The organism is Actinomycetota bacterium (genome assembly GCA_013152275.1).
In the GTDB taxonomy this organism is placed as follows: Bacteria; Actinomycetota; Acidimicrobiia; order Spongiisociales; family UBA4744; genus BMS3Bbin01.
On sequence record JAADGS010000036.1, the window covers coordinates 54,726 to 71,314 of the forward strand.

At 63.0% G+C, this 16,589-nt stretch carries 11 protein-coding genes and 1 pseudogene; 10 read left to right on the forward strand and 2 right to left on the reverse strand.

Translation table 11 applies throughout. The features are described 5' to 3' along the window. Positions 1-33: 33 nt before the first annotated feature. The 7 genes and pseudogenes from GXP34_06925 to GXP34_06955 all read left to right on the forward strand — a co-directional run bounded on the left by GXP34_06925 (position 34) and on the right by GXP34_06955 (position 10,777). Positions 34-3,591: an FAD-dependent oxidoreductase gene (locus tag GXP34_06925; GenBank protein NOY55706.1), complete on the forward strand. Its 3,558-nt coding sequence runs from the start codon at positions 34-36 to the stop codon at positions 3,589-3,591. Between the two features lie 293 nt (positions 3,592-3,884). After that, positions 3,885-4,838 (forward strand): aspartate carbamoyltransferase, encoded by a 954-nt coding sequence (gene pyrB, locus GXP34_06930; GenBank protein ID NOY55707.1) that lies wholly within the window; start codon positions 3,885-3,887, stop codon positions 4,836-4,838. A 71-nt stretch (positions 4,839-4,909) separates the two neighbouring features. Then, a complete protein-coding gene (locus GXP34_06935; GenBank protein NOY55708.1) occupies positions 4,910-5,884 on the forward strand; it encodes an ornithine carbamoyltransferase in 975 nt (324 codons plus the stop codon). Positions 5,885-5,932: 48 nt separating this feature from the next. Then, positions 5,933-6,889 carry a carbamate kinase gene (locus GXP34_06940; GenBank protein NOY55709.1) on the forward strand — a complete coding sequence of 319 codons (957 nt, stop codon included), beginning with the start codon at positions 5,933-5,935 and terminating at the stop codon, positions 6,887-6,889. After that, entirely contained in the window at positions 6,886-8,142 is a 1,257-nt protein-coding gene (locus tag GXP34_06945; protein ID NOY55710.1) for a threonine synthase, read from the forward strand. The genes GXP34_06940 and GXP34_06945 overlap by 4 nt, the downstream gene beginning before the upstream one ends. An 85-nt stretch (positions 8,143-8,227) precedes the next feature. Further along, positions 8,228-9,701 (forward strand): annotated as a pseudogene (locus tag GXP34_06950) (pyridoxal-phosphate dependent enzyme). An 80-nt stretch (positions 9,702-9,781) separates the two neighbouring features. Beyond that, complete coding sequence (locus GXP34_06955) at positions 9,782-10,777, forward strand: zinc-dependent alcohol dehydrogenase family protein (protein ID NOY55711.1); 996 nt, start codon at positions 9,782-9,784, stop codon at positions 10,775-10,777. A 144-nt stretch (positions 10,778-10,921) separates the two neighbouring features. Here the strand turns inward: GXP34_06955 and GXP34_06960 are convergent, their stop codons facing one another. Then, the gene (locus GXP34_06960) at positions 10,922-11,596 is read right to left on the reverse strand and encodes a hypothetical protein (GenBank protein ID NOY55712.1); all 675 of its coding nucleotides are present in this window, start codon (positions 11,594-11,596) and stop codon (positions 10,922-10,924) included. A gap of 99 nt (positions 11,597-11,695) precedes the next feature. Between GXP34_06960 and GXP34_06965 the strand changes: the two genes are divergently transcribed. Genes GXP34_06965 through GXP34_06975 form a run of 3 tightly spaced genes read left to right on the forward strand, consistent with a single transcriptional unit; the run spans position 11,696 to position 15,176 of the window. Continuing rightward, on the forward strand, positions 11,696-12,529 hold the full coding sequence (locus GXP34_06965; protein NOY55713.1) for a xanthine dehydrogenase family protein subunit M: 834 nt from the start codon (positions 11,696-11,698) through the stop codon (positions 12,527-12,529). Next, complete coding sequence (locus tag GXP34_06970; GenBank protein NOY55714.1) at positions 12,526-12,969, forward strand: (2Fe-2S)-binding protein; 444 nt, start codon at positions 12,526-12,528, stop codon at positions 12,967-12,969. The genes GXP34_06965 and GXP34_06970 overlap by 4 nt, the downstream gene beginning before the upstream one ends. Then, on the forward strand, positions 12,966-15,176 hold the full coding sequence (locus GXP34_06975) for a molybdopterin-dependent oxidoreductase (protein ID NOY55715.1): 2,211 nt from the start codon (positions 12,966-12,968) through the stop codon (positions 15,174-15,176). Before GXP34_06970 ends, GXP34_06975 begins: the two co-directional genes overlap by 4 nt. Before the next feature lie 45 nt (positions 15,177-15,221). Here GXP34_06975 and GXP34_06980 read toward each other — a convergent pair whose 3' ends face one another. Continuing rightward, on the reverse strand, positions 15,222-16,577 hold the full coding sequence (locus tag GXP34_06980; GenBank protein ID NOY55716.1) for an 8-oxoguanine deaminase: 1,356 nt from the start codon (positions 16,575-16,577) through the stop codon (positions 15,222-15,224). Between the last annotated feature and the right edge of the window lie 12 nt (positions 16,578-16,589).

Below are 16,589 nucleotides of genomic sequence, written 5' to 3' on the forward strand. Positions count from 1 at the left end.
AGCATCGGCCGGCGAGAAGAAGGAGAGCAAAGGATGTCTGACCGATTCCACCCGATCTCGATGCGTCAACTCAGCCATTGGATCTTCTCTGATCTTGCGGAAAACGACTGTGTCTTTGGTGTCCCGCGCTCGGCGTTCTTCGTCCCCGGCCCGGACGATCACTTTCGCACAAACAACTACGGCTACCCGATGGACAACCCGTTTGGCGTGGCAGCCGGGCCGCACACGCAGATGGCGCAGAACATCGTCGTCGCCTGGCTGAACGGCGCACGTTTCATCGAGTTGAAAACGGTCCAGACGCTCGACGAGTTGGACGTGCCCAAACCGTGTATCGACTGTCAGGACGAGGGCTACAACGTCGAATGGTCCCAAGAGTTGAAGATTCACGAATCGTTCGACGAGTACCTGCGTGCCTGGGTGCTGATCCATGCGCTCCATCGCAAGCTCGGATTCGCCGGGGACGGTCCCGGGATGATCTTCAACATGAGTGTCGGGTACGACTACGCGGGTATCCGTAGGCCCAACGTGCAGTGGTATCTCGACCAGATGCACGACGCCTCCGCCTATCTCGACGAGTATGTCGACATCGTGGCGGAGGACTGTCCCGAGGTGCGGGACATCGACATCCCTGCCCGGCTGTCCGACACGATCACCCTCTCCACGATGCACGGCTGCCCACCCGACGAGATCGAGAAGATCAGCAAGTACCTGATGAGGGAGCGGGCGCTCCACACGAGTGTGAAGTCGAATCCGACGCTTCTCGGTCCGGGGAAGGTTCGTGAGATCCTTCACGACGACCTGGGGTACGTCGACGTTACCGTGCCGGACGAGGCCTTCGAACACGACCTGCGCTACGAGGATGCCGTGGCGATGTTTCACCGTCTCCTTCGTGTCGCACACTCGATGGGGGTCACCTTCGGTGTGAAGCTCTCCAATACCCTCGAGGTTCTGAACTTCAGAGAGGTCTTCGAGGAAGCGACGATGTACATGTCCGGGCGCGCGCTGCACGCGATCACGGTGAATGTCGCCAACGAGCTCAACGAGGAGTTCAAGGGAGATCTCCCCATCTCGTTCGCCGGCGGAGCCGACGCATTCAATGTTCCGGCGCTGCTGCGCTCGGGGATGAAGAGTGTCACCGTGTGCTCCGACCTGCTCAAATCGGGCGGCTACATGCGAATGCTGCAGTACTTCGAGACGACCGACGCGGCAATGGGCCTCGTCGGAGCGACGGACCTCGCCGACTTCATCGCCCGCTCTGCAATCCGTGACCCGGGGTTCGGCGATTTCGCATCGATCCTGAGCACGACATCGTTCAGCGATACCGGCCTGAATCCTGACATGGACGAGTGCGAAGCGCTGGCCGCCTTTCTCTCTGCGGGGTTCGAAGGAAGCGCGTCGGAGGCGATTCGGGATTGGGGAGTGCGACGAGGTTTGACGGAGACGGAGGTCGGGGAGTTCGCCGATGAGGTCGTGAAGGCCCTGGCGAGGATCAACCTGCGCTCCTATGCGAGCCAGGTTCGACGGGCGTTTGAGCTCAAGAAGAGCTCATTCCTTCGTGACAGGTCCAAGACTGCCCGTCCGTTGGGGCTCTTCGACTGCATCGAAGCTCCCTGTGAGGACGAATGTCCCGTGAATCAGCGTGTCCCCGAGTACATGCGCGCGGTTCAGGATGGGGACTGGGCTCGAGCCGTCGAGGTGACTCGCCAGGACAACCCGATTCCGACGATCCTGGGCGAGGTCTGCGACCACCTCTGTGAGCTCACGTGCATCAGGACCCACTACGACGAGCCCCTTGCGATTCGCGGCATCAAGCGTTTCATCATGAAGCACGAAACAGACCCGAATCTGGTGCCCCAGGCACCGCCGAACGGCATACGGGTCGCGATCATCGGTACGGGACCGGCCGGAATCTCGGCTGCCGAGCGTCTCGCGATGAACGGATTCTCGGTAACGATGTTCGAACAACACCTCTATGCGGGTGGCATGGTGGCCGGAGCGATTCCCGAGTACCGCCTGCCCCAGCCCGAAATCGACCACGATCTCGAGGTGCTCGACGAACTCGGTGTGGAGATTCGCTACGGACAGACGGCAGGCAAGGATTTCACCGTCTCTGATCTGCGGGAACAGGGGTACGCATACATCGTCGTGGGCGTCGGGGCACAGATCGGCAAGAGGCTCGGTCTGGAGGGCGAAGACGCCGCCGGAGTGATCGACGCCTTGCACTTCTTGAGAGAGGCGCGGGAGGGGCACCCGGTACGGGTCGGGAAACGTGTGGCAGTCATCGGGGCCGGTGACACGGCGATGGACTGTGCGCGGACGGCCTGGCGCCTCGGGGCGGACGAAGTGACGGTCGTCTACCGGCGGACGATCGACCAGATGCCGGCCGATCGGGAAGAAGTCCACGCGCTCCTCGAGGAGGGCATCGGCGTGGTGGAGTTGGCAAGTCCCGTCGCTCTCCACATCGAAGGCGGTGCTCTCACAGGATTGGTCTGTGTCCGCAACGAATACCGGGGAGATCGGGACGGGTCCGGGCGCAAGATTCCGCATCCGATCGAGGGCTCCGAGTTCGAGCTTCCATTCGACATGTTGATCTTGGCCATCAGTCAGCACGCGTCGATCGACTTCTTCGGAGAGGAGGTGCCACGCCTCACCGATCGCGGATATCTCGAAGTCGATCCGTTGACGTTGGAGACTTCGGTCCCAGGGATCTTCGCCGCGGGCGATGTTGCGGGGTCGGGTCCGGCCTCGATCGTCAAGGCCGCGGCCGATGGCAAGGCGGTGGCGGCAGCAATCATTGCTCGAGAAGGCGGCGTGGTCGAGCCTGCGCCCCGGGTGCTACCCGACATTCCCGTTGCGGACCTTCAGGTACGAAAAGCCCATCGGGAGTATCGCGTTCCGATCACTCATGCGCCGGTCGCCGAGCGGAAGAACTTCGCCGTCTCGACCTTCCCGTACACGGTCGAGGAGGCCCGGGCGGAGGCTGCTCGCTGCCTCGACTGCGACCTGTACTGCAGTATCTGCGTGGGAGTGTGTCCCAACATGGCGCTCATGACATATGTTTCGAAGCCGATCAGCGTGGATCTCCCGGTCGTTACGATCAACGACGGTGCGCATGAGGTGATCGATCACACTCCGTTTCGTGTGGAGCAGGACTATCAGATCGCTGTGCTGACGGATTTCTGCAATGAATGCGGCAACTGTGTGACGTTCTGTCCGACCGCGGGCGAGCCGTATCGTGACAAGCCCCGTTTGTACCTGAACCGCGAAGACTTCCTTGCCGAGACCGGCAATGCCTTCATGCTGTCCGAGAGGGACGGGGTGGCATCGATGCAGGGGCGGTTCTCGGGAGAGACCCACGAGATCGAGCTGAACGACTCCCTGTCGTATCGGGGGCCAGGGGTGTCGGCTCGCCTCGACCCGGGCACATTCGCAGTTCTCGATGTGACCGGTTCCGACGGCTCTGTTCTCCGGTTCGAGGAGGTCGCCATCATGTACGCGCTCCTGCGTGGGCTGCAGGAGTCGATGCCGCAACTTCCTCGATTCGGAGCCGAGGACAGAGGGCGCATCGCGCCGCCCCAGTTTGCCTCCTGACCCGAGAGCAAGGCCCAAGGCTCGAGGTTGCCTGCTTTGATGAAGGCGTCTTCTCGCCCGCCGTGTGCCCACGTGTCGAACGGCGGCGCACGGTCCTGGAAGAGGGAAGAGTCCGCTTCGAAAGGCACCCGTCGCATCGAGCGCCTCGTCGAGAGGGCAATTCGGCGGATGCGGCGAGGATCACGGCAGGAAAGAGTGGGGGGCGACGAGACACCACGCGAAAAGCGATAGGCTTGGATCAATCCGCACCCGTTTCTCGGTCGAGACGCGGCCTCGAGATGAAGGAGAGAGTCATGAGAAGCTTCGCCGGTCGGGACATCTTGTCCCTCAAAGGATTCGAACGTGCCGAATTCGAGCACGTGTTCCAGACCGCCACCGAGCTGGAGCCGATCGCCCGGGAGCGCCGGAACACCGATCTGCTGGCGGACAAGACGCTTCTCACCGCCTTCTACCAGCCGTCGACCCGAACGAGGATGGCCCACGAAGCCGCGATGCACCGACTTGGCGGCCATGTGCTGGGCTTCGCCGACGCGAAGATGACCCGCGCGGGTGACTTCTACCAGGAGTCGATCAAGGACACGGTTCACATGCTGGAGTACTACGGCGACGTGATCGTGATGCGGCACTTCCAGCAAGGTGCTCCACAAGAGGCGGCCAAATGGTCCAGCGTGCCGGTCATCAACGCCGGGGACGGCTGGGGCGAACACCCCACACAGATACTGACCGACCTGTACACGGTGCTGACCGAGAAGGGCACGATCGACGGGTTGACATTCGTCGCGATCGGAGACATGCGGATGCGCACGATGCATTCGCTCGGCTACGCCCTCACACAATTCGATGCCCAGATGATCTCGGTTGCACCGCCCGAAATGTCGCTCACCGACGACTTCAAGGCCGAACTCGCCGAGCAGAATCTCTTCGTCAGAACGGCCGAGCATGTCGCCGACGTCATCGGCGAGGCGGACGTGATCTACATGGAGCCGGTGGTCCAGGCCGACTACACCAAGGGTCGGGACGAGCGTGCCGGTGAGGCAGGCTCCACACCGGACAACTACAAGGTGACCCGTGCACTGCTGGCCGACAAGGCAAAGTCGGATGCGATCATCCTGCACTCGCTCCCGCGTATGGACGAGCTTCCTGCCGACGTGGATGCAACCAAGCACGCCCGGTACTGGCAGGAGGCCTACAACGGCGTCGTCATGCGGATGGCGCTGCTGGCACTCGTGCTGGGCGCAACGGAGTAGGGAAGTACCTGGTACTTCGTACTTGGTACGAAGTACGAAACACCCGATACGGCTCAACGCAGGAGGACGAGATGCAGACTGGACTGAGGGGTCGTGACATGATCACGACCCAGGAGTGGACCAAAGACGAGATCGACACCGTTCTGGATCTTGCGTTCGATCTCAAGCGCAAGCAGGCAGTCGGCGAGCCGCACGCCTACCTTCGTGACAAGGTGCTGGCGATGTTGTTTTTCTTCTCGAGTACCCGAACGAGGGCGAGCTTCGAGGCAGGGATGGCGCAGCTCGGTGGACACGCGATGTTCATGGAGTCACGAACGACACAGATCAGCCATGGCGACACGGCAACCGAGATCGGCGAGATCCTCGGCCGCTACAGCGCGGGAATCGCGATTCGGCAGGTCGACTGGGGAGTCGGCAACGCCTATCAGCGAGCCGTGGCGGACGCGAGCCGTGTTCCGGTGCTGAACATGCAGTGTGAGATGTATCACCCCCACCAGATCCTTGCCGATGTGATGACCATCATCGAGAAGAAGGGCGACCCGCGCGGGCGCACGCTCAACGTGAGTTATGCGTATGCTTCGAGCTACCAGAAGCCGCTCAGTGTGCCGCAGAGTCTCATCTTGCTGGCGACCAGATTTGGCATGAACGTGCGCCTGACTCGTCCGCCCGAGTTCAAGCTGATGCCCGAGATCGTCGCCCAGGCCGAAGAGAATGCTCGGCGGTCCAAGGGCTCGTTCGAGATCCTCGAGGATTTCGAGGACGGTTTCCGTGATGCCGACGTTGTATACGCGAAGAGCTGGGGAGCGATGCTCACCACCACGGACGATGAGAAGTCGGCGGCAATCGGGTCCAAGTACACGGACTGGATCACCGACGAGCGGCGAATGGCTCTGGCGAAGGAGGACGCGATCTACATGCATCCGCTTCCGGCCGACCGTAATGTCGAGGTGACCGACGGAGTTCTCGACGGGCCGCACAGCGTCGTGTTCGATCAGGCGGAGAACCGGCTCCACGCACAGAAAGCAGTGATGGCGTTGACGATGTAGCACCGGGTGTGAACCAGCCGGTGCGGGGCATCGAGAAGGAGAGATTTGTTGAGCAACACCAGACGTCCGCTCGCCGTGGTGGCCATTGGGGGCAATTCGCTGATCAGGGACGCCGAGCATCGCTCGGTGGAAGATCAGTACATTGCGGCCGGAGAGACGGATCAGCACATCGCCGAGTTGATTCGTACGGGTTGGGATGTAGCTATCACTCATGGGAACGGACCTCAGGTGGGTTTCATCCTGAGACGCTCCGAGCTCGCAAAGCACGAATTGCACGAGGTTCCGCTCGATGCCTGCGGTGCCGATACACAGGGAGCGATCGGCTACGCGCTCCAGCAGAATCTGTATAACGACTTCCTCCAGCTCGGCATCGACAAGACCGTGGCAACGGTTGTGACGCAGGTCGAGGTGGACGCCACCGATCCGGCGTTCGAGCATCCGGCAAAGCCGATTGGCACGTTCATGGATGCCGAGGCGGCCGCCCGCCGACGGGAAGTCGACGGCTGGGAGGTCGTGGAGGACGCAGGCCGGGGCTGGCGCAGGGTCGTGGCATCACCTCTCCCGAAGAGGATCGTCGAGATCGAGGCCATCCGGGAGTTGCTCGGAGCGGGGATGGCGGTCATCTGTGTCGGGGGAGGAGGCATCCCTGTCGTCGCCGACGAGACTGGTGCCCTCACGGGAGTCCCTGCAGTGATCGACAAGGACCGTGCCTCCGCCCTACTCGCAAAGGAACTCGATGCGGACCTGCTGCTGATCAGCACCGCGGTCGAGAAAGTGGCGTTGGGCTGGGGTACGCCGGAGCAGCGCTGGGTCGATCGGATGAGTCTCGAGGAGGCGAAGCAGTACCTTGGCGAAGGCATCCATTTCGCCAAAGGGAGCATGGCGCCGAAGATCGAGGCGGCGATCACCTTCCTCGAGGGCGGCGGTCGGGAAGTTCTCATCACGGACCCGGCGAACATCGAACGAGGTGTTGCGGGTGAGACCGGGACCCGGATCGTGCAATGACACCAGATCATGTCACGGGTTTGCGCTGCGTCATCTGTGGAAAGATCTACGCACCTGACGAAGTGGAGTATGTCTGCCCCGAGCACGGGTATGACGGCATTCTCGATGTCCTGTATGACTATGACCTGATCGCTTCTCGGACACGGCGGGACGATCTCGGGGCGGAGTGGTCCATGTGGAGGTACCGGCCACTGCTTCCCATCGCGGCGGACGCTGCAGTCCCACCCCTCGCCGTCGGGTGGACCCCTCTCTACGAGCTGCCCAAACAGGCCGAGAAGCTCGGGCTTGCCAGGCTCTGGATCAAAGACGGCGGGAGGGAACCGACCGCGTCGTTCAAGGATCGGGCGAGCGCAATCGCCATCGTCAAGGCCCATGAGAGAGGAGCAACGGTGATCACCACCGCCTCGACGGGGAATGCCGCCGCCGCGCTCAGCGGCCTCAGCGCGTCGGTGGGCCAGGAGAACGTGATCTTCGTCCCCCGTTCCGCTCCAGAGGCGAAGATCGCCCAGCTCCTTGCCTTCGGCTCGACGGTATTCGCGGTTCGAGGCACGTACGACGATGCATTCGAACTCTGTCTTCGCGTCGCGGATGCATATGGCTGGTACAACCGCAACACCGCCTACAACCCCTACATGAGCGAAGGCAAGAAGACGGCGGCGTATGAGATCGCGGAGCAGCTCGGGTGGGAATCGCCGGACGCCGTGCTCGTGAGTGTCGGAGACGGGTGCATCATCGGAGGTCTCCACAAGGGTTTCAAGGACCTGCTTGCCCTCGGCTGGATCGATCGGATTCCACGGCTCATCGGTGTCCAGGCCGAGGGAAGCAACTATCTGGCGGAGGCTTGGGAGACAGGTGAGGACGTGTTGACCAAGCCGGCCATCGACGCCCAAACCGTCGCGGATTCGATCTCGGCAGGGTTGCCGAGGGACCGGATCAAGGCGATGGCGGCGGTCGTCGAGACCGACGGCGCGTACGTGACCGTCAGTGACGACGAGATCCTGGCGGCAATCCCCGCGATGGCGAGAGCCAGCGGCGTGTTCGGTGAACCGGCCGGCGCTGCCGCATACGCCGGGCTCCTCAAAGCGAAGGAACTCGGGTTGCTCACCGCGGGAGACAAGGCAGTTGTCCTGAACACCGGAAGCGGTCTGAAAGACGTGGCGTCGGCAGTTCGAGCCGCCGGCATGGCAGGAAGTGTCTCGTATGAGATCACGCCCACCCTGGAAGCCGTACGGGCGGTGATGGAGGCCCCGTGATTCTGCACGAGCCGCACCTTCCTCCCGTGTACGAAGTACGAAGTACCAGGTACGAGATACCTCTCACCCCAGACTGGAGATACTCATGATCGACCTCACCATCCACGAAGGCCCGCTGGAACGGGCGCTGCAACGCGCCAGAGAGCGCAACATCATCATCCCCACGTTCGCTCAGCAGCGTGATCCGCGTCTCATCCCGGACGCCATCAAGGAGAAGTTGCGGGGTGTGGGTCTCTGGGACCTCGACCCGATCAACCTGTTCAGGATCACCTGGAAGAACGAGCCGGTCTCCAGCGGCGGTGGCTTTGGGGGAGTGAACTTCATCGAGTATCCGAAGGAACTGACCGGCATCGAGGCGCGCATCGTGTCGCTGGTAGGGAAGTGGTTCCCGACAGGTGCCCACAAGGTCGGTGCGGCATTCGGCTGCCTGGTGCCACGACTGGTCACCGGACAGTTCGATCCGACGACCCAGAAGGCCGTGTGGCCTTCAACCGGCAACTACTGCAGAGGAGGAGCCTATGACTCGCATCTCCTCGCGTGCGACTCGGTCGCGATCCTGCCGGAGGGGATGAGCAAGGAGCGGTTCGAGTGGCTGGCGAAGGTCGCCGGTGAGGTCATCGCCACTCCGGGCACCGAGAGCAACGTGAAGGAGATCTTCGACAAGACCTGGGATCAGAGCGTCGGGAGAAGACGTCGTGATCTTCAACCAGTTCGACGAGTTCGGGAACTATCTCTGGCACTACACGATCACAGGTCCCGCCATGGCCGAAGTGCTCGCGCAAGTCATGGGCGCGCAAGACCGCTATCGAGGGGTCGCTCTCACCACGGGATCCGCGGGAACGATCGGGTCGGGTGACTACCTCAAGCAGCAGTATCCGACCTCGAAGATCGTTGCCAGTGAGGCGCTGCAATGTCCCACGTTGCTCGAAAACGGGTTCGGGTCCCATCGCATCGAGGGCATCGGTGACAAGCACGTGCCATGGATTCACAACGTGAAGAACACGGACTTCGTCACCGCCATCGACGACGAGGCGACGATGCAGCTCCTGCGACTGTTCAACGAGCCTGTCGGTCAGGAGTACCTCGTCGAACGTGGCGTGGCGGCAGAGTTCGTGGAGAAACTGCCCCTTCTCGGCATCTCCAGCATCGCCAACATGCTTTCTTCGATCAAGTTCGCGAAGTGGAACGAGATGAACCACAGCGATGTCGTGATCACCGTTGCCACCGACTCGGTGGAGATGTACGAGTCGCGGCTCGAAGAACTGAATGAGCAGCGAGGAGCGTTCACACGAGAGGATGCCGTGATCGGCTACGAGCGGTATCTGATGGGGACAACGACCGACGCGATGATCGAACTCGACTATTGGGGACGCAAGCGAATCCACAATCTCAAGTACTACACGTGGATCGAGCAGCAGGGCAAGACCTACGAGGAGATCCAGGCACAGTGGTATGACGATGAGTATTGGACATCGATTCAGAGCGAGGTCGACGAGGTGGATCGCCGGATCGAGGCGTTCAACGAAAGGACCGGCCTGCTGAAAGAACTCGGCATCTGAGGTCGGGGCCCGCCGTATGGCGGGTCGGTGTCGAGATCGAGGGCGGTCGTGGGTAGCCTTCTCGCGAGGAGGTGGATGCGATGCGCGCACAGGTTCTACACAGTCCTGCCACGATCACCGAGGCGCCCCTCGTGCTCGAAGAGGTTCCCGACCCGACGCCGGGTGCAGGTGAGATCCTGCTCGAGGTCTCGGCGTGTGGTGTCTGTCGTACCGACCTCCAGGAGGTCGAAGGGGATCTGGATCTCCACCGAAACCCCGTCGTCCCCGGGCACCAGATCGTGGGGGAGGTGGCGGAAGTCGGTGCGGACGTGACCGGGTGGCAGATCGGCGACCGTGCCGGCGTCGGCTGGCTCGGAGGGTCATGCGGGCATTGTCGGTTCTGCCGCACAGGACGTGAGAACCTCTGCGAAGAAGCCGTGTTTACCGGATGGGATCGCGATGGTGGTTACGCCGAGAGGGTGACGGTCGGCTCGGAGTACGCGTTCCGGCTGCCCGCCGATGAGCGAGATTTGGATGTCGCCCCCCTGCTGTGTGGGGGAGTGATCGGCTTCCGGGCACTGAAGGTGTCGGAGATACGCGCGGGTGGCCGGCTTGGACTCTACGGATTCGGAGCGTCGGCCCTTCTCGCACTTCAGGTGGCTCGCCACTGGGACTGTGAGGTGTATGTCGCGACGCGATCGGAGGCTGAGCGCAACCGAGCTCTCGAGATGGGAGCGGTGTGGGCCGGCGGCTACGAAGACCGTCCGCCGGTTCCCCTGGACGCCGCCATTACGTTCGCTCCCGTCGGCTGGGTCGTCATCGAGGCACTGAAGTCACTCGATCGGGGCGGGGTGGTGGCGATCAACGCGATCCATCTGGATCACATTCCGGAGTTTCGTTATGAGGACCTTTGGTTGGAACGCCAGATCCGCAGCGTTGCCAATTTCACGAAAGCCGACGCCGAAGAGTTCCTGCGTCTTGCCGCAGAGATCCCGATCCGGACGGTCACACAGGAGTATGCGCTTGCCGATGCCAATACGGCGCTGCTCGACTTGAAGCGGGGGAGTGTGCACGGGGCCGCGGTACTCCGAGCGTGAGCCGGTCCGCGCATTCGGTGTCGGCGACGACGAGATGCGGAGGATCTGGGCATGTGACGTTGGGGCATGTCCAAGCCGGAGTGTGGGCCGGCTTCGACATGCAGACCCCCGACGAGATGCCACGGTTCGAGGGCAGGTCGGCGATCAGGACTGCGCGTACCGCATCTCTCTGCGGAACTTCTTCCAGTCGGAGGACTTGACGGAGAACAGAATATCGGTGGTGATCTGGAAGAGCCCGAGGAGGAGCAGAATCCACCAGGTCCACGCCGGGGAGTGGGATCCCCACGCTGCACCGATGCCGAGGAACGGGACGACCTTGGTGACGAGTGCCCCCGAAGCGTGCATCCATGCCCGGGCCTTCGGTGGCGTGCGCAGGTAGGTCGCGTAATCGATCTTGACGCCGGGCTGAGGTTTGGAGACCGTACCGATGAACCAGTGAGTGAAGCGGATTCCGACAAGTCGTCCCACGACGAGATGGCCGAGGCCGTGTGTGCTCGCGATGAGCACAACCGTCCCGGCGATGATGGCAATCCCGTTCCAGGGGCTGGAGATGAAGTAGGCGGCCACAACGGCGGCGAGTCCCGCCATGGCTGCGATCGACATGATGACCGTGCCCACCCAGGTCGGTACCGCTATCAGCGCCCAGCGCCGGAAAGCCTTCTCATCGATTGCGGCGATGCGGTCGGCACACCGGGTGACCAGGTCGGGATCCCGCTTCACGGCCCCGACCGCCTTCCAGAATCCGAGAGCCGACAGGTCCACCGGGCCGTCAACGGCCAACGCCCGTTCGCACTCATGCAGTGTGGCGTCGATGTCCATACTCTGCACTCTACGTCGTGGAGACCCTGGAGAGGGCAGTTCCGGTCGATCGGCGGCGGTCGAGGTTGCCGGTCGGCGGATGGCGGTGCCCGATCACGCATGATTCCGGACTCGGCTAGGTTGGCTGATGCAGTGCAGATCTTCTCTCCCACCACGGTCGACGAGGCGGTCGATGTCCTTGCAGAGCGACCCGACGCGACGTGTCTCGCAGGTGGCACGGATCTGATGGTCGAGATCAACTTCGGACTGCGACGCCCTCGAGAGATCGTCGCCCTGCGCCGGATCGAGGAACTTGTAACGATGACGCCCACCTGGATAGGCGCCGGGGTGACTCATGCCAGGCTCGAGCAGAGTCCCTGGCCGGCTCTGAGCGAGGCGGCGCACACGGTCGGCTCACCTCAGATTCGCAACATGGGGACGATCGGCGGGAACATCGCGACTGCAAGTCCTGCCGGTGACACACTTCCCTTCCTGGCTGCAGCCGACGCCCTGATCGTCACGCGATCAAAGCGATTCGGGCGTCGGGAGATCCCGTGGGACGACTTCTTCATCGGTGTCAAGAAGACTGCCCTGGAGCCGGGAGGAATCATCGAAGGAGTAAGGCTTCCCGAGGAGGTTTCGCTTCGCCAAGGGTTCTCGAAGGTCGGGCCCCGTTCCGCGATGGTGATCGCGATCGTGTCCGCATGTGTCCTCCGGTACGCCGACGGACGCACAAACGTGGCGCTGGGGGCGGTCGCGCCGACGGTAATGCGGGCGCGAAGGGCCGAGGAGATGATCTCGGCGGAGCCGAATCCGAGTGCTGCTGCACTCACCGAGTTTCAGCGTCTGGTCTCGGAAGAGGCTCGCCCGATCACCGATCACCGATCGACAGAACGCTACCGGCGCCACGCGGTGGGAGTCGTCGCCCGCAGGATCCTGGAGCGACTGCTGTGAAGTTCACGGTGAACGGAAGGACGGTCGAGGTTGCCGTGGAGGGGTCAGAGAGCCTGCTGCGCATCCTACGCGACGATCTCGGTCTGTATGGAGCGAAGGACGCGTGCGAGCAGGGCGAGTGTGGCGCCTGCACGGTTCTGCTGGACGGAGTCCCGGTGTGCTCGTGCCTGGTCATGGCTGCGGATGCGGAGGGTGCTCATGTTGTGACGGTCGAAGGCGTCACTCCTGCAGAGGGTTTGCATCCTGTCCAGGAGGCTCTGCTGGACACAGGCGGAGCACAGTGCGGCTACTGCACGCCAGGGGTCGTCGTGTCCGCAGCCTATCTGTTGGAGCACAATCCCGACCCGACCGACGAGGACGTCAGGGAGGCGCTGGCAGGAAACATCTGCCGCTGTACCGGGTACGGGGCCATCATCAGGGCGATCGTGGAGGGGAAATGAAGGCCGTTGATCGCCGTGTTCGCGGCGGGGTCGGTGAGTCCGTCCATCGTCCCGATGGGGTACCGAAAGTAACCGGAAGGTTCGCCTACGTGGGTGATCTCCACACGGAAGGCATGCTGTGGGGAGCCACCAGGAGGATCTACGTTCCACACGGCCGGATCACCCGTGTCGACATCACGCCGGCTCTGGCGATGCCCGGCGTGCAGGCCGTCTTGACACAGGATGACGTGCCGGGGGTCAAGTACCAGGGTCAGATCGTTCAGGATGAGCCCGTCTTGGCAGAGCAAGAGGTTCGATACTGGGGAGAGCCCGTCGCTCTGGTGGCGGCGGAGAGTCGAGAAACCGCCCGTGTGGCCGCCGAAGCGGTGATCGTGGAGGTCGAGCCGCTCGAGCCACTCACGGATTTCGAAGAAGCCCTCGACCGGGGAGAGGTGTTTCGTCACATGTCGGTTCGCCGAGGCGACCCGGACGCTCATGGGACGGTCGTGGTGGAGGGGTACTACGAGACGCCGGGCGTCGATCAGGCACCGCTGGGGACCGAAGCCGGTTTGGCCATCCCGGATGGCTTGGGGGGTCTCGACCTCTATCCGCCATCACAGTGGATCCATGTCGACCATAGGCAACTCGTGGGCTGCCTCGCCCTCGACCCCGAACAGGTCCGGGTGCATCCAACCGGACTCGGAGGTGCCTTCGGGTCGCGCGAAGATCTGAGTGTGCACACGCACCTGTGCCTGCTCGCCCTGCGAACAGGGCGTCCGGTGAAGATGGTGTACAACCGTCTCGAGAGCTTCGTCGGTCACGTCAAGCGACACGGCGCGCACATGTGGTACCGGCATGAGTCCGACGACGACGGCAACCTGGTGCGCGTCGATGCGAAGCTGATTCTCGACGGGGGCGCGTACGCCAACACCACCCACGCCGTGCTCGCAAACGCCGTGTACTTCACCGTCGGTCCGTACCGGTGTCCCAACACGTTCGTCGAAGGGTATGCGGTGCGCACGAACAATCCTCCGTCCGGAGCGATGAGAGGGTTTGGTGCCAACCAGGTCTGCTTTGCCTACGAGGCACAGATGGATCGTCTCGCTGCCGCTCTCGGCACGGATCCGCTCGATCTCCGGCTTCGGAACGCATTGCAGCCCGGCGACCACCTCGCGACGACAGGGCAGGAGATCACCCAACCGCTACCGACGGCCGAGGTGATCCGTTCGGTCATGGCGATTCCATTGCCTGCCGAGGGCTCGACTCGCCTGCCTGGCGGGAATGGTCTCACCACCCCGCCCTCGGCTGTCGTCCGGGGTGTCGGCTACGCGGTCGGCATCAAGAACCTGGCGTTTTCGGAGGGTTTCGACGACTACGCAGATGCACGGGTCGAGCTCACTCCCGAGGGCGCGAGGGTGCATACGGCCGCATCCGAGGTAGGACAGGGCATGGTCACCGTACTGATGCAGATTGCCCGCAGCGTTCTCACCATGGAGCAGGTCGAGATCGTGTGGGATGACACCGCCCACATCGGCTCCGCAGGTTCGACGTCAGCGTCGAGACAGACACAGATGGCGGGTGGCGCGGTGCAACAGGCTGCGCTGAAAGCTCGGTCCGTTGCGCTTGAGCGGGTGGGAGGCGATGATCTGGATGATGAGGGTGTTTGGAGCGACGGGCGGCTGGTGGCCACCTGGACCGAGCTGTGTGCGAGTGGACCGATCGTCGGCGAGGTGCGATTCCGTCATCCGGCCACCGATGAGCCCGATGAGAACGGCCAGGGAAACGTTCACGTCGATTTCTGCGTTGCGGCACATCGTGCGATCGTGGATGTAGATCCTGAACTGGGTCTCGTACGTGTGGTTCGGATCGATACTGCTCAGGATGTTGGACGAGCTCTCAACCCGGTGCAGGTGATCGGGCAGATCGAAGGGGGCACCGCACAGGGGTTCGGCATGGCGCTGCTCGAAGAGGTGGTTCTCGACGAAGGTGTGATCAAGAACCCGACCTTCACCGACTATCTGCTTCCGACGATCGAGGACGTGCCTCCGATGGAGGTCGTGATCGTGGAGCAGCCGGGGACGTGGGGACCATTTGGCGCGAAAGGTTTCGCGGAGCTGCCGGCCATTTCGTCGACGCCGGCGGTCGTTGCAGCCATTCGCGCAGCTACACGGCACGAGCTCAACCGTGTGCCGGTGCATCCCGAGGACATCGCAACCCCGTTCTCGTGACGCTTCACCGGAATAAACCTGGCCAACCGTCACGAGAACGGTGGATTAGGGGATGAGGAGGCGCCGCGCGGCCCTGTTGTGCGCCTCGATCAACAGTTCGAGATCGACGGTGGCGGGCCTTCCGTTCTCGACGATGGCCCTTCCCTGGACATAGGTGTGATCGACGGTCGTCGGGGCACACAGCAGCAGGGCGGCGACCGGGTCTTGCCAAGCTCCCGCGTACTCGATGCGTTCGAGGTCGATCGCAGTGAAGTCCGCTGCCTTTCCGACGGCGAGCGAGCCGATATCGTCGCGACCGAGCACGGCGGCCCCGCCAAGTGTTGCGATCTCGAGCGCCGTTCGCACCCTCATGAGTGGCCGGTCGCCGTGGCGAACTCTCGCCAGCAACAGCGCAAGGCGCGCTTCGCCGAGGAGATCACTCCCATCGTTTGAGGCCGAACCGTCCACACCGAGACCGACGCGGACGCCGGCGTCCAAGTAACTCATGACGGGAGCGATACCGGAACCGAGCCGCATGTTGGAGGCTGGACAGTGGGCAACGCCGGTACCGGTCTCGGCCATGAGTCGGATCCCCGCGTCGTCGATGTGGACACCGTGGGCGAACCAGACGTCGGGTCCGACCCATCCCACACGCTCGGCATATGCAAGAGGCGGCAACCCGAATTGTGCGGTGCAGAATCCCTCTTCGTCGGCGGTCTCGGCCAGGTGCGTGTGGAGTGAGACCCCATAGCTGCGCGCAAGCTCGGCGGACTCGCGCATGGCGTCGGTCGTCACCGAGAACGGGGAGCACGGCGCGACGACGATGCGCAACATCGACCCCGGCGTCGGGTCGTGATACGACTCGATCACTCGCTGTGTGTCCTCGAGGATCGCGTCCTCATCCTCCACGACGGAATCGGGGGGCAGGCCGCCGTCGCTCTCGCCGAGACTCATCGAACCCCGAGCAGCGTGGAAACGCATGCCGATTTCCCGGGCTGCCTCGATCGTGTCATCGAGGCGACTTCCGTTGGGAAACAGGTAGAGGTGGTCGGACGTGGTCGTGCATCCGCTGAGCGCCAGTTCGGTGAGGCCGACTTTCGCCGACAGACGAATGTCTTCGGGTGTGATCCGCTCCCAAATGGGGTAGAGGGTCTGGAGCCAGGGGAAGAGCTCGGCATCCTGGGTTCCAGGGAGCGCCCGCGTCAGCGTCTGATAGAGATGGTGATGGGTGTTGACGAGTCCGGGAATGACGACGTGTGCTGACATGTCCAGGACCTCATCGGCCGTGTCGGGCAGCTCTGCGGCGGGTCCGACCTGTTCGATCCACCCGTCGCGTGCGAACAGGCCCCCATCACGGATCTCGCGCCGATCCGGATCCATCGTGACCAGGACGGTTGCGTGGTTGACGAGGAGAGTTCCCATCGGGACATCGCT